This window comes from Comamonas sp. MYb396, assembly GCF_037479555.1.
Classification (GTDB): Bacteria; Pseudomonadota; Gammaproteobacteria; order Burkholderiales; family Burkholderiaceae_C; genus Comamonas.
In genome coordinates this window covers 92,792-106,919 of record NZ_JBBGYU010000002.1, presented here as the reverse complement: position 1 = coordinate 106,919, position 14,128 = coordinate 92,792, and the positions used below count along the sequence as shown (strand labels likewise).

Genomic DNA, 14,128 nt, shown 5'->3' with positions numbered 1-14,128 from the left:
CAGCTATCAATACAGGAGTGATGACTGCCCGCCAGTGTAGGGCCAAAGCGATGCCAACAGGCTTGGCGGGAGTTTTCGATACAGGCCTGAAGCAAGTTTTACAGGGTGGCGAGGTAAATGGGCTGGCGCGCGTGACGCCGTGCCTCTTCTTCACTGGCCGGCTCGTCCGGGCCCACGCAGACCACCAGCAGCATGCCGGGCAGGTCGATATCGGCATACAGCGCGCGGCGCAGCTCGCTGCGTTGTTCTTCATTCAGCCGAGGTGCCTGCACCAGCAGCAGATGGATGCGCAGCTCGGGCATGCGCGAGTCTGGCTTGCTCAGCAGCCAGGCCTGGCTGATGGGCTTGAACAACGCCAGCTCGCCGCGCAGATCGGCCAGCTCGAACGCGCTCAGGTCGTTCACGCGCGTGCCCTGGAACACAGGGGCTTGCTGCAAGCTGTCGAAAAAGCTTTGCTGCTGCAGCTCGGCCTCGCGGGCGCGGTCACGCCAGAGGCGCATGGCGCCAGCGTCGTAGCTGCTTTGCTTGGCCTGGGCTTCCAGCAAGCCCACCATTGCCCGCGTGGCATAGGGACGGTAGCTCGGGGCGGTCTGCCACAGCGCCTCCAGGCATTTTTGCTGCAAGGCGGTATCGCTGGTGGGCAGGCAGGCGGACAGTCCGGCCAGCGCGCCGGGGTGCTGCGCATCACGGGCCAGCACCTGCTCGTAGAGCTGGCGCACGGGGGCCTGGCGGTCGATCTTGCGCTCAATGCGCGCGCGCTCGATCAGCTCTGCATTGCTGGAGTGGGCCGCATTGGCACGCAGCTGCTGGGCATGCTGCTGCCAGCGCGCCATGCGTGCATGGTGCTGCTTCCAAGTGCTGGCGTTGTCCTTGCACCAGCGGGCGTCGAACTGCTGCATCCATTCCGCAGCCTTGGGGCCCAGCAGGCTGACGGCACCTTTGGTGGACCAGCTGGGCAGGCCAGGGCGCTCGCCACTGATGGCCTCCACCCGGTCGCGCAAGGCCGGGTGGGTGTCGTCCACATCGCTGATCCGCGCGAGCGCCTGGCGCAGGGCCTGTTGCGCAAATGCCGGCTCGGGCTTGAGGCGCAGCATGTCTTGCATGGCACTGAACGGCCCCTGGGGCAGCGGGTGCTGGGCTGCGCTGCGCCAGTGCTGGCCCCAGAAGGCATCGCTCAGCCAGGCGGCCTTGACCTCCAGCTCGGTCAGTGTGGCAGCCGCCACGTCGGCCCCCAGCAGCTTCGCAGCGATGCGGTCGGCCTCGTACTCGTCCTGCCGGGCCATCGCAAAGGTCTTGGCAGCAAAGCGCGGAAAGTACCAGTTCAGGAACGAGCGGGTGGCTGCGGCCATCGGTCCGTCATCTTCGCGCATGCTGTAGTAGAGCTTGAGCCAGGCGCGGCGCGAGCGGTACACCCAGGCGCTGAGGCGGTTGTGGTTCTCGCGCAGATGGCCGTATTCATGGGCCAGCACGGCCATCACCCTGGCCTTGTCGAGCGCCATCAGCAGCGGCAGGCCAATCATCAGGTAGTTGACCGAGCCGCCCAGCATGCCAAAGCGGGGCCGCTGCCAGATGGCGGCGTTGCAATCATCTTGCAGGTAGACGGCATCGATGGCCGGGCCCTTGACCTTGCGGCGGATGCGATCGAGCGTCTTGAACAGATCCGGAGCGTCGGCCTCGGTAATCGCAATGCCCTCGGGCTCGTCGGCCGGGCCCGTCCACAGCGCCTTGAAACTGGTCCACAGCAGGCCCAGCGCAAACACCAGCGCCAGCACATAGCCGCCGCGAAACTGGCCGCGCACAGCCTGGGTCACGACAAATGCGAGGATGGCCAGACTCAGGACCAGGCAGCCCACCACCCAGAGGTAGCCCAGCAGCGCAAACCGGATGACGCTGCGCCGGTAGGCGGCGCTGTCTTTGGCGCTTTCGATCTCGCTCTCGCGCACCAGATGGATAAAGTCCGCTTGCTCCATGGCCCGCCCCTCATACCTTGTCGTAGTGGTTGTCGTTGTAATGTTCTGGCGCGCAGCAAAAAGCCCCCAGCGCGCTGAACGCTGGGGGCATTGTGCAGTGGGTGCTGACCGGGCGCTACGCCCGGGCGTTTTTACAACACGCCTTGGGCCAGCATGGCGTCGGCCACCTTCACAAAGCCGGCGATATTGGCGCCGTCGATGTAGCTCATCGAGCCGTCTTCGCGCTGGCCGTACTTGACGCAAGCCGAGTGGATGCCTTCCATGATTTCAAAGAGGCGCTGGTCGACTTCGGCAGCAGGCCAGCTCAGGCGCAGCGCGTTCTGGCTCATCTCCAGGCCGGAGGTGGCGACGCCGCCGGCGTTCGATGCCTTGCCCGGCGCGTAGAGCACGCCGGCCTTCTCAAAGGCCTTGGCCGCTTCGATGGTGCAGGGCATGTTGGCGCCTTCGGCCACGCAGAGCACGCCGTTCCTGATCAGGGTCTGGGCATCGGCCAGTTCCAGCTCGTTCTGGGTGGCGCAGGGCAGGGCCACGTCGGCCTTGATGAACCAGGGGGTCTTGCCTTCGTAGTACTCCACGCCCGGCACTTGCTTGGCGTAGTCGCTCACGCGGCCGTACTGCTTGTTCTTGATGTCCATCAGCTTGACCAGCTTGTCGCCGTCAAAACCGGCCGCGTCGTAGATGGTGCCCGAGGAGTCGGAGGCCGACACCACCTTGGCGCCCAGCGCCATGGCCTTGTCGATGGCGAACTGCGCCACATTGCCCGAGCCCGAGACCGAAACCGTCAGGCCTTCGAAGCTCTTGCCACGGGTCTTGAGCATTTCCTGCGCAAAGTAGACGGTGCCAAAGCCGGTGGCTTCGGGGCGGATCAGCGAGCCGCCAAAGGCCAGACCCTTGCCGGTGAACACGCAGTCGGCGCGGTTGGCCAGCTTCTTGTACATGCCGGCCATGAAGGCCACTTCCCGGCCGCCCACGCCGATATCGCCGGCGGGCACGTCGGTGTCCGAGCCCACATGGCGGAACAGTTCGCTGATGAAGGCCTGGCAAAAGCGCATCACTTCGGCATCGCTCTTGCCCTTGGGGTCGAAGTCCGAGCCGCCCTTGCCGCCGCCCATGGGCAGCGTGGTCAGCGCGTTCTTGAAGGTCTGCTCAAACGCCAGGAACTTGAGCACCGACAGGTTGACCGAGGGGTGGAAGCGCAGGCCGCCCTTGTAGGGGCCGATGGCCATGCTGTGCTGGATGCGGTAGCCACGGTTGACCTGCACCACACCCTTGTCGTCCACCCAGCTGACGCGAAAGCTCACCACGCGCTCGGGCTCCACCAGGCGTTCGAGCAGGCTGTGTTGGGCGTAGCGGGGGTTTTTCTCGATGAAGGGCCACAGGCTTTCCATGACTTCGGTCACGGCCTGCAAGAACTCGGGCTGGCCGGGGTTGCGCTGTTCGACGTAAGCGAGAAACTGGGCCAGGGATTGGTGTTGCATGGACAAACTTTCAAGGTCTAAAGCCGGCTTGCACTGATTTTGTGCGAGGGCCGAGGTGTGCACAGCGATGGTGCGCCATCGCGCCGAAAACCGACATTATGCCGAATGTGCATGCGTTAATGCATAAAACCCACATGCGATGACCCTGATAAGTCAGTGGGTTGCACTGCTTTGGTGCTTTTCTGAGGGCGCGAGCGGCTTTGCGGGCCGGCTGCCATGCCCTGAAATGGGGCTGTGCGGGGGGGATGGCTGGTTGTCACCCCGGCTACTGCAGTGCCAAAAATCTGTGTGCCGATTGTGGTCTTTGCCTTTTCAACAATTGCCTAGGCAATGAATGATTGGATAATCATTGCCTTGTAAACCATTTCAGAAAGGGCCTGCGGCATGACCGATTCGCACCAGGAAAATCCCGCGTCTGCTGGCGAGGAGCAAGAAGCGCTGGCGGGCGGCTTTCCCGAGATTGAAGCCATCCGGCCGGTGGATTTCCCCTGCTGGTTGATGCGCATCATCTCCACCGTGGTGCGTGCGGAGGTGGACCGCCGCATGGAGCCGCTGGGCCTGACGCAGGCGCAGTGGATTCCGGTGCTGCACCTGGCCAGCGGCAAGGCCCATACCTCGGCCGACCTGGCACGCCGCACCCTGCAGACCCCGGGCGCGATGACGCGCCTGGTCGACCGCCTGGTGGACAAGGGCATCATCGAGCGCGAGCGCTCCACCGACGACCGCCGCGTGGTCAGCCTGCGGTTGACCGACGAGGGCCTGGCCGCTGCGATGCAGGTGCCCGACATCGTCAAGGGCGTTAACAGCGCCGCGCTCAGCCCCTTGTCCCCCGATGAATTGACCCAGTTCCACGGTTACCTGCGCCGCATCTATGAGGCCATGCCCAACACCTTGTCGGTGGACATGTGCCTGCCCCCCGATGGCTGCGCCGGTGACGCCACCGACAACTCCGACAACTCCGACAACACAGCACACCAGCCCGGCAAGGAGAGGGCACTATGACCAGCAGTTTTTCATTTGTGGGCGCCGACCGCCGGCTGGCCCTGTCAGCCATTGCGCTGGCGGCCACCACGTTTATCGCCGGATGCGCCGATATGCGCGGCATCGATACCCATGCCCAGCTGCGCTCGCCGCAGTCTGTCGGCTTGCTCAGCGAGCCTTCCGCGGCGGACCAGGCCGCGACCGTGGCCCCGGTCGATGCGCAGTGGTGGAAGGCGCTGGGCGATGCGCAGCTCAACGCGCTGATCGACACCGCGCTGGCCGACAGCCCCAATCTGCAATCAGCGCAGGCGCGCATTCGCAAGGCCTGGTCGCTGGCGCAGGTCAGTGAGTCTGCAATGGGCCCGCAGCTCAATGGCCAGGCCAGCGCCACGCGCAACCATGCGCCGGCCAACGGCATGATTCCGCCGCCCCTGGCCGGCAACAACTACAGCACGGCCGAGGCGCGCATCAATGGCAGCTGGTCGCTGGACCTCTTTGGCAAGCACCGCGCAGCGCTGGATGCCGCTGTGGGCTCGGCCCGCGCGGCCCAGGCCGATATGGACGCCGCCCGCGTGCTGCTGACCAGCAATATGGTGCTGGCCTATGTGCAGCTGTCCCGCCTGCAGGCGCAGGAAGAGGTGGCCGTGCGCGCCATTGACCAGCGCGCCCACACCCTGCAATTGGTGCGCGACCGCTATGACGCCGGCCTGGACACCACCTTGGAAGTGCGCCAAAGCGAGAGCGGCGTGCCCCAGGCCAAGGTGCAGCTGCTGCAAGTGCGTGAGCAAAAGCAGCTGGCACAAAACGCGCTGGCCGCGTTGATGGGCCAGCCCGCACGCGCCCAGGAACTGGTGGCATCGCCCATCGCCCAACTGAGCCTGCCGCGTTTTCCGTCGCAGCTGTCGTCCAACCTGCTGGGGCGCCGGGCCGATATTGTGGCCGCGCGCTGGCGCGTGGAAGCGGCCGAGCAAGGCATTCGCCAGGCCAAGGCCGAGTTCTACCCCGATATCGACCTGACGGCCTTCCTGGGCCTGTCGAGCATTGGCTTCAACAACTTTGCCAAGGGCAGCGCGCGCGAATGGGGCGTGGGCCCGGCGCTGAGCCTGCCGATCTTCGACTCGGGCCGGCTGCGGGCCAATCTGAGCGGCAAATCGGCCGACTATGAACTGGCCGTGCAGGCCTACAACCAGGCTGTGATCACGGCGGTGCACGATGTGGCCGACCAGGTCGCCAGTGCTCGCTCGGCCCATGCCCAGCTGCCCGAGCAGCGCCGCGCCGCCGATGCCGCGCAAAGCGCGCTCGATATTGCCAACCAGCGCTATGCCGCTGGCCTGGGCACCTATTTGAATGTGCTGTCGGCCGAGACCAATGTGCTGACCCAGCGCCAGCAGATGGTGGATGTCGAGGCCCGCATTCTGTCGAGCAATGCCGCGCTGGCCCAGGCTTTGGGTGGTGGCTACCAGGAGCAGATCCAGAGCAGTGGCCGCAGCGACAGCAACGCCAACCCGGACAGCAACACGCCCACCCAGACCAACGCCCCGATGGACAGCGCCAAGAGCTGACCTGCCCACCTCGCGTGCAACACACATAAGCAAGACTTTGAAGGCCCAGCCTCTCGTCACATAACTCGCTACGCAATACCATGTCGAACAACAACACTTCCGCTTCTCCCTCCGCCGCGCCCGCAGCCCCTGAGGCACCGGCAGCCCAGCCGCGCAAAAAATGGCTGCTGCGCCTGACCGGCCTCGTCATCGTGCTGGGCGCCGCCTATGGCATCTATGACTGGATGGTCAACAGCCATTTCGAAGAAACCGACAACGCCTATGTGCAGGGCAACCTGGTGCAGATCGCGCCGCAGACCGCCGGCACCGTGCAGTCCATCCTGGCCGATGACACCGACTATGTGAAGGAAGGCCAGGCCCTGGTGCGCCTGGATCCGGCCGATGCCAAGGTGGCCTTCGAGCAGGCCAAGGCCAACCTGGCCCAGGCGGTGCGCCAGGTGCGCACCCTGTATGTGAACAATGGCTCCTACACCGCGCAGATCGCGCAGCGCCAGGCCGAAGTGGCCAAGGCCAAGAACGACCTGGTGCGCGCGCAAAGCGACCTCAAACGCCGCCAGGCACTGACGGGCAATGGCGCGGTATCCAAGGAAGAGCTGAGCCATGCGCAAAGCCAGGTCGATGCCGCCCAGGCCGCTGTCAATGCGTCGCAGGCCGCCGTCAACACGGCGCGCGAGCAGCTGGCCAGCAACCAGTCGCTGACCGAAGGCATCAGCGTGAACGACCACCCCAATGTGCTGACCGCTGCGGCCAAGGTGCGTGAGGCCTATCTGGCGATGCAGCGCAACGAGCTGGTCTCGCCCGTCTCGGGCGTGGTGGGCAAGCGCTCGGTGCAGGTGGGCCAGCGCGTGGCCCCCGGCACGCCGCTGATGACCGTGGTGCCGATGAACCAGCTCTGGGTCGAGGCCAACTTCAAGGAAAACCAGCTGCGCAACCTGCGCCTGGGCCAGCCCGTCAAGATGACGGCCGACCTTTACGGCAAGAAGGTCGAGTACAGCGGCACGGTTGAAGGCCTGGGCGTGGGCACGGGCGCTGCCTTCTCGCTGCTGCCCGCGCAAAACGCGACGGGCAACTGGATCAAGGTGGTGCAGCGCGTGCCGGTGCGCATTGCGCTCGATCCCAAGCAGGTGCAGGAGCACCCGCTGCGCGTGGGCCTGTCGATGCTGGTCGATGTGGACATCCAGAACCAGGACGGCAAGCTGCTGGCCGACGTGCCACGCAAGGAGCCGCTGGTGCAGACCAATGTCTATGACGTGCAGGACGAAGGCGCCGATGCGGTGATTGCGCAAGTGATCGCCAGCAATGCCGGCAAGAAGCTGTAAGCGCCCCTTCTTTTGACCAGGGCTGCCCGCTGGGCGGCCCCAAGGATGCGTTATGGCAACTTCCAATCCCTCGCTACCCCACCCGCCGCTCGAAGGCTCGGCGCGCCTCATCGGCACCCTGGCGCTGTCGGCTGCAGTGTTCATGAATGTGCTGGACACCTCGATCGCGAACGTGTCGCTGCCGGCCATTGCCGGTGACCTGGGCGTCAGCGCCAACCAGGGCACCTGGGTGATCACCAGCTTTGCCGTGGCCAATGCGATCTCGGTGCCGCTGACCGGCTGGCTGTCTATGCGCTTTGGCCAGGTGCGCTTGTTCATGCTCAGCGTGACCTTGTTCGTGATCTCGTCCTGGCTTTGCGGCCTGGCCCCGAACATGACGACCCTGATCGCGTTCCGTATCTTGCAGGGCTTTGTCGCCGGGCCGATGATTCCGCTGTCGCAGTCGCTGCTGCTGGCCAGTTACCCGCGCGCGATGGCGGGCACGGCGATGGCCTTCTGGTCGATGACGACCCTGATCGCGCCGGTGATGGGGCCGCTGCTGGGCGGCTGGATCACCGACAACATGTCCTGGCCCTGGATCTTCTACATCAATGTGCCGGTCGGCATGCTGTCCGTGGGCGCTACCTGGGCGATCTTCCGCAACCGGGATTCGGTGCGCAAGGCCTTGCCGATCGATGCGATTGGCCTCGGGCTGCTGGTGGTCTGGGTCTCGGCGATGCAGATCATGCTGGATATCGGCAAGGAGCACGACTGGTTCCAGTCGCCGATGGTGGTCGCCTGTGCGGTGATTGCGGTCGTTGGCCTCTTGTACTTCCTGATCTGGGAGCTGGGCGACAAGCACCCGGTGGTGGACCTGCGCTTGTTCAAGAACCGCAATTTCTGGGCCGGCACCCTGGCCATCTCGGTGGGCTATGGCCTGTTCTTTGGCAATGTGGTGCTGCTGCCTTTGTGGCTGCAGCAGTTCATGGGCTACACGGCCACCGATGCGGGCCTGGTGTTGGCGCCGGTGGGCTTGCTGGCGCTGGTGCTCTCGCCGGTGGTGGGCAAGACCATCCACAAGGTCGATCCCCGGCGCTATGCAACGGCCTCGTTCATTGTCTTCGGTCTGGTGATGTGGATGCGTTCGCGCTTCAACACCCAGGTGGACCTGACGACCATCATGATCCCGACCATCGTGCAGGGCGCGGCCATGGCAGGCTTTTTCATTCCGCTGATGACCATCACCTTGAGCGATATCCCGCCCGAGAAAATGCCCAGCGCATCGGGCCTGTCGAACTTTGTGCGGATCACTGCCGGTGCCGTCGGTACCTCGGTCGCCACTACCCTTTGGGAGCGCCGCGCCACCTTGCACCACGCGCAACTGGTCGAGCACATCAGCCTGGGCGACGGCCCCACCGCGCAAGTGGTGCAAGGCCTGCAGGCCAGCGGGCTCACGCTGCAGCAGGCGCTCGCCCGGGTCGACCAGCTGGTCAACCAGCAGGCCTTTATGCTGGCGGCCAATGATATTTTCTGGGCCTCGTCGATGCTGTTCCTGCTGCTGATCCCGCTGGTCTGGCTGGCCAAGGGCCCCAAGAAGGGCCAGGGTGGCGGCGGATCGGAGGCGGCATCGGCAGCGCACTGATCTAACACTGCATACCGCTGCATACATGGAAAAAGGAAGCCTCGGCTTCCTTTTTTTCGGTCTGGGCGCTGGGGCGCGGTTTAGCGGCCGCGCAAGAACAGTGCGTCCAGCTCCTTCATGCTCAGCTGGCGCCAAGTGGGCCGGCCATGGTTGCACTGGTCCGAGCGCTCGGTGTGCTCCATATCGCGCAGCAGCGCGTTCATCTCGTCGATGGTGAGTTGCCGGTTGGCGCGCACGGCGCCGTGGCAGGCCATCGTCCCCAGGATCTCGTTGCGGGCGCGCTGCACGACGGTGCTGGCATCGTGCTGCGCCAGCTCGGCCAGCACGCTGCGCGCCAGCTCCACGGGGTTGCCCTGGGCCAAGGTGGTGGGCGTGGCACGCACGGCCAGGGTCTTGGGCGAGAAGGGCACGACCTCCAGCCCCAGCTGGGCCAGGGTCTCGCTGTGGTCTTCGGCGGTGGCCACTTCTTCGGGTGTGGCCGAGAAGGTCGCAGGAATCAGCAGTGGCTGGCTGGCAATGGCGCTGCTGGCATCGCCGTCATCGAGCTGGCTTTTGAGGCGCTCGTAGACGATGCGCTCATGGGCTGCATGCATATCGACAATGACCAGGCCCTGGGCGTTTTCCGCGAGGATATAGACCCCATGGATCTGCGCCACGGCCCGGCCCAGCGGCCAGGGGTTGTCGGCAGATTCCGGGGGCAGGGTGGGCACCAGCGGCGCGCCGGCGGCCATCGCACCGGCAGCGGGTTGCGGGCTCCAGCGCGGGCTGGCTTCCTGCACCTGCCAGGGCGTGGCATCGATGCTGGTGGCTGTGTTGCTGGACATGCCTGCCAGCGTTGCATCCGGCGTTGCAGCGCCCCCACCTTGGCCCCAGAGCGCAGCCGTTTGCTGCAGCGCCTGCAGGCCGTTGACGCGGGGCGGGGCCTCAAAGCGCATCGCAGTCTGCGCCTGGGGGGCTGGCGCATAGGCTTGGCCTGGCAAGGCGGTCGGCTGGCCGGCCGTTGCCGGTGTGGGCACTGCGGCCGCAGCGTCCAGCAGCTGCTGGGCGCGCGGGGCGGCCAGTGCGTTCTCCACGCCATGCAGCACCGCCTGGTGCACCTCGCGGCTATCGCGAAAGCGTACCTCGATCTTGGTCGGGTGCACGTTCACATCGACCCGCATCGGATCGAGGCTGATATAGAGCGCATAGACCGGCTGGCGGTGGCCGTGCAGCACATCCTCATAGGCGGCACGCGCGGCATGGGTGAGCACCTTGTCGCGCACAAAGCGGCCGTTGACATAGCAGAACTGCTGGTCGGCACGCGAGCGTGCGGCATCGGGCAGACCCGCGCGGCCGCGTACCTGCACATGGCCGGCCTGGTAGTTCACGACAATCGATTGCTCGAGAAAATCGGGGCCCAGCACATCGGCCAGGCGCTTGTCCATCGCCCGCTGCTCCAGCTGCTGCCAGGCGGCGTCGTCGGGCAGGTCTGCATCGCTGCGGAGCGGCAGGGTGGCGCGCCATTGCTCGACCAGCTTGCCCTCATGCCAGATCGCAAAGCCTACGCCCGGGCGGGTGAGCGCATGGCGGCGCACGGCCTCGACGCAATGGGCCAGCTCGGTGGCATCGGTCTTCAAAAACTTGCGCCGCGCAGGCGTGCTGAAAAACAGCTCCTTGACCTCCATCGTCGTGCCGGGGTTGCGGGCGGCGGGGCGCAGCTCGCCGCTGCGGGCATCGAGCAGGTAGGCGCTCTCTTGCTGGGCGGGGCGCGAGAGCACGCTCATCTCCGAGACCGAGGCAATGGCAGCCAGCGCCTCCCCCCGGAACCCCATGGTCGCCACCGATTCGAGGTCATGCAGGTTGCGGATCTTGCTGGTCGCGTGGCGGCGCAGCGCAATGGGCAGCTCTTCGCGCGGAATGCCGCAGCCATCGTCTTCGACGGTGATCAGCCGCACACCACCGGCGAGCAGGCGCACGGTGATGCTGGTGGCACCTGCATCGAGCGCATTGTCGACCAGCTCGCGCACGACGGAGGCGGGGCGCTCGACCACCTCGCCGGCCGCGATCTGGCTGACCAGCTCATCGGGCAGATCCTGGATGGGACGGCGCGTGGGCGCAGCGCTGCTGCCACTGTGGGCTGCAGGCGTCAAAGCATCGTTGGGGGCGTCTGCCGGGTCAAGGGAGGCGGGTGCGGTATCTGCGGTCATGCAGGGATTTTAGGCAAAGCCGCCTGGCATTCGGGGTAAAGTGTGCAATCGCCACTTTGGGCCCTGGGGCTGCAGTTCCCTAGTCTGCCTAAGTGGTGATCAAGATGGTTTGCCGCAGGGCCTCAGGGCTGCTGCGGTTTTTGTGTAGAGAGGTTGTGTTTTGGAATTTTTCAGCTGGTTCATCGATGCGGGCATGCATCTGATCGACTTCATCTTGCATGTCGACAAGTACCTGGAAGCTTTTGTAACGACCTATGGCATGTGGGTCTATGCGCTGCTGTTTCTGATCGTCTTTGTCGAGACCGGCGTCGTGGTGATGCCCTTCTTGCCCGGCGATTCGCTGCTGTTCATCGTCGGCGCCATGTGCGGTGCGGGGCTGATGAGTTTTCCGCTGGCTACCGGCTTGCTGTTTGCGGCGGCCTTCCTCGGCGACCAGTGCAATTACCAGATCGGCCACCATTTGGGGCCCAAGGTGTTCAAGTGGGAGAACTCGCGCTGGTTCAACCGCAAGGCCTTTGACAAGGCCCATGCGTTCTACGAGCGCTATGGCGGCATCACCATCATCCTGGCGCGCTTCATGCCGTTTGTGCGCACCTTTGCGCCCTTTGTGGCGGGCGTGGCCAACATGAACCGTGCCAAGTTCATTGCCTACAACCTGATTGGCGCGGCCATCTGGGTGTTTGGCATTTGCGCGGCGGGTTACTTCTTTGGCAACCTGCCCTGGGTCAAGGCCAACTTGGAGAAGATCATCTGGGGCCTGATCCTCGTGCCCGGTCTGCTGGCCATCTTTGGTGCCTGGCGCGCCGGCAGGAACGAGAAGGCCGCTGGCACCGTCTGAGCAGCGACTGCACGATGAGCAAGGGACCGCCGAGGCGGTCCCTTTTTTGTGGCTGCAAAGCTGGATTGACGCTTATACCGTGCGGTTGCGCGCCAGCGGCGGGTTCTTCGCAAAATAGGCCTGGATGCCGCGCATGATGGCGTCAGCGAGCTGGTTTTGGTAGGCGGTGGTGCGCAGCTTGGCTTCTTCTTCGGGGTTGCTGATGAAGGCGGTCTCGACCAGCACGCTGGGGATGTCGGGCGCCTTCAACACGGCAAACCCTGCCTGCTCCACGCGGGGCTTGTGCAGGCGGGCAAACTGGCCCAGCTGGCCCAGCACATGGGTGCCGAGCTTGAGGCTGTCATTGATCTGGGCGGTGGTGCTCATGTCCAAGAGCGCGCGCTGTACATGGGCATCGCTGCTGCCGACGCCGGCCACGTTCAGGCCGCCCACCATGTCGGCCTGGTTCTCCTTGTTGGCCAGCCAGCGCGCGGCCGAGCTGGTCGCGCCGCGCTCGCTCAGCGCAAACACGCTGGCGCCATTGGCCGATGGCTTGGTGAACGCATCGGCATGGATGCTGATGAACAGGTCGGCCTGCACACGGCGGGCCTTTTCGACCCGGGTGTTGAGCGGCACAAAGAAGTCGGCATCGCGTGTCATGAACGCGCGCATCGGGTTGCCGCCCACGCTGCTGTTGTTGATGCGCTCGCGCAGCATGTGGCCGATCTTGAGCACGATGTCTTTTTCGCGGATACCGCTGGGGCCGGTGGCGCCAGGGTCTTCACCGCCATGGCCGGGGTCGAGCGCGACGATGATGAGGCGGTCGGTGCGCGATGCCGGGCGGCCGCGTGCGGGCGGTGGAGGAGGAGGCGGCGGCGGGGGCGGAGGAGGTGCTGCAGCCACGACGGTGGGCGGCGGCGCGACCGGTGCAACGGGGGGTGCCACCGGGCGGTTGCCACTCTTGGCAATCAGCTCGGCCAGCGGGTCGGCAGCCTGGGCGGCGGCTGCTGGCGAGGGTGGGGAGGCGGCCACCACGGTGCCCAGCGCAGCGGGCGCGGGCGGGTCGCCGGCAATCGCAGCGGCCACTGACGGTGGCAGGCTGCTGCCCGCCGCAGGCGGGGGCACAGGGGCCGGCGCTGCGGCCACGGCGCTGTGGCTGTTTTCCATCATGCGCTCGGTGATCAGGCTCTCGAGCGGATCGCTGGGCCGGGCGGGGTACAGGTCCAGCACCAGGCGGTGCTGGTAGGGGGCGACCGGCTTCAAGGTAAAGACCTGGGGCTTGGCCTCCTGCTTGAGGTCGATCACCAGGCGCACGACATTGGGCGAGTTCTGGCCCACGCGGATGCCGGCGATATTGGGGTCGTCCGAGCGGACCTTGGCCACCAGCTCACGCAGCGCGGGGTTGAGGTCGATCCCTTCGATATCGACCGCCAGGCGCGGCGGCTCGGGCACAAAGCGCTGCTCGGTCTTGAGCGGGGTGTCGGACTCGATCGTGACGCGGGTGTAGTCCTTGGAGGGCCAGAGGCGAACTGCAACGATGCTGGCGCCAAAGGCCAGGTGGCTGCTGCCCAGCAGCAGCACCAGGCTGCCGCCGCGCAGCAGATCGCGGCGCGAGAGGCCGTGGTGGCTGGCGGGCGCACCGTCAGCGGTGGTGAAAGGGGCAGAGGCTGGGAGATATTTCGGGGTGTCGCTCACGCTGAAAACCCTTGGACGATGGAGGCACCTGCCGGGGTGAAGGCCTGCAGATGCACCTGGCGTTCTGATTCGTTGATTGCTTCAATACTGATAGCTACATCGGCAATAGGAGTTACCGCTGCAGCCTTCTGCGGCCATTCTGCCACTTTCAGGCCGGGGCTGGCAAAAATATCCCGAAAGCCGGCGTCTTCCCACTCGCGCGGATCGTCGAAGCGGTAGAAGTCAAAGTGCCAGATGGGGAAGTCGCGGCCCTCATGCGGTTCGACCACCGCATAGGTGGGGCTCTTGATGCGGCCCTGCACGCCCAGCGCACGCAGCAGGTGGCGCACCAAGGTGGTTTTGCCCGCGCCCAGATCGCCATGCAAAGTTAGGTAAACATTCGACAGCGCTGCCTGCGCGGCCAGGCGTGCGGCAAAGGCTTCCGTATCGCGCTCGTCTTTCCAGACCAGATGGAGCGCGGGGTAGGAGGGGCTGGCAGTAGCGTTCAAAATGTCGTTCC

General features: G+C 65.5%; 10 protein-coding genes. 5 read left to right on the top strand and 5 right to left on the bottom strand.

Annotated elements, in window-relative coordinates:
• Positions 1-98 precede the first annotated feature (98 nt).
• Together WH265_RS04510 and gdhA are read right to left on the bottom strand one after the other, a co-directional pair.
• Complete coding sequence (locus WH265_RS04510) at positions 99-1,970, bottom strand: M48 family metallopeptidase (protein ID WP_339557463.1); 1,872 nt, start codon at positions 1,968-1,970, stop codon at positions 99-101.
• 131 nt (positions 1,971-2,101) lie between these two features.
• Positions 2,102-3,448, bottom strand: a complete 1,347-nt coding sequence (gene gdhA, locus WH265_RS04505; protein WP_339521150.1) for an NADP-specific glutamate dehydrogenase — start codon at positions 3,446-3,448, stop codon at positions 2,102-2,104.
• 384 nt (positions 3,449-3,832) lie between these two features.
• Here gdhA and WH265_RS04500 point away from each other — a divergent pair, with 384 nt between their 5' ends.
• The 4 genes from WH265_RS04500 (at position 3,833) to WH265_RS04485 (ending at position 8,931) form a co-directional block, all read left to right on the top strand.
• A complete protein-coding gene (locus tag WH265_RS04500) occupies positions 3,833-4,450 on the top strand; it encodes a MarR family winged helix-turn-helix transcriptional regulator (RefSeq protein ID WP_339557462.1) in 618 nt (205 codons plus the stop codon).
• Positions 4,447-5,991, top strand: coding sequence for an efflux transporter outer membrane subunit (locus WH265_RS04495; protein WP_339557461.1), 1,545 nt, complete (start codon positions 4,447-4,449; stop codon positions 5,989-5,991). Before WH265_RS04500 ends, WH265_RS04495 begins: the two co-directional genes overlap by 4 nt.
• A gap of 80 nt (positions 5,992-6,071) precedes the next feature.
• Positions 6,072-7,310 (top strand): HlyD family secretion protein, encoded by a 1,239-nt coding sequence (locus tag WH265_RS04490; protein WP_312989783.1) that lies wholly within the window; start codon positions 6,072-6,074, stop codon positions 7,308-7,310.
• 52 nt (positions 7,311-7,362) lie between these two features.
• Entirely contained in the window at positions 7,363-8,931 is a 1,569-nt protein-coding gene (locus WH265_RS04485; RefSeq protein ID WP_021027661.1) for a DHA2 family efflux MFS transporter permease subunit, read from the top strand.
• 80 nt (positions 8,932-9,011) lie between these two features.
• On the opposite strand, the gene mutL is transcribed toward WH265_RS04485, so the two are convergent.
• Positions 9,012-11,117: a DNA mismatch repair endonuclease MutL gene (mutL, locus tag WH265_RS04480; RefSeq protein WP_339557460.1), complete on the bottom strand. Its 2,106-nt coding sequence runs from the start codon at positions 11,115-11,117 to the stop codon at positions 9,012-9,014.
• Between the two features lie 193 nt (positions 11,118-11,310).
• Between mutL and WH265_RS04475 the strand changes: the two genes are divergently transcribed.
• Positions 11,311-11,955, top strand: coding sequence for a VTT domain-containing protein (locus WH265_RS04475; protein ID WP_043340888.1), 645 nt, complete (start codon positions 11,311-11,313; stop codon positions 11,953-11,955).
• 72 nt (positions 11,956-12,027) lie between these two features.
• Here the strand turns inward: WH265_RS04475 and WH265_RS04470 are convergent, their stop codons facing one another.
• Together WH265_RS04470 and tsaE are read right to left on the bottom strand one after the other, a co-directional pair.
• Positions 12,028-13,629, bottom strand: coding sequence for an N-acetylmuramoyl-L-alanine amidase (locus WH265_RS04470; protein WP_445228484.1), 1,602 nt, complete (start codon positions 13,627-13,629; stop codon positions 12,028-12,030).
• Positions 13,626-14,117: a tRNA (adenosine(37)-N6)-threonylcarbamoyltransferase complex ATPase subunit type 1 TsaE gene (tsaE, locus tag WH265_RS04465; protein ID WP_021027425.1), complete on the bottom strand. Its 492-nt coding sequence runs from the start codon at positions 14,115-14,117 to the stop codon at positions 13,626-13,628. The genes WH265_RS04470 and tsaE overlap by 4 nt, the downstream gene beginning before the upstream one ends.
• Positions 14,118-14,128 lie beyond the last annotated feature (11 nt).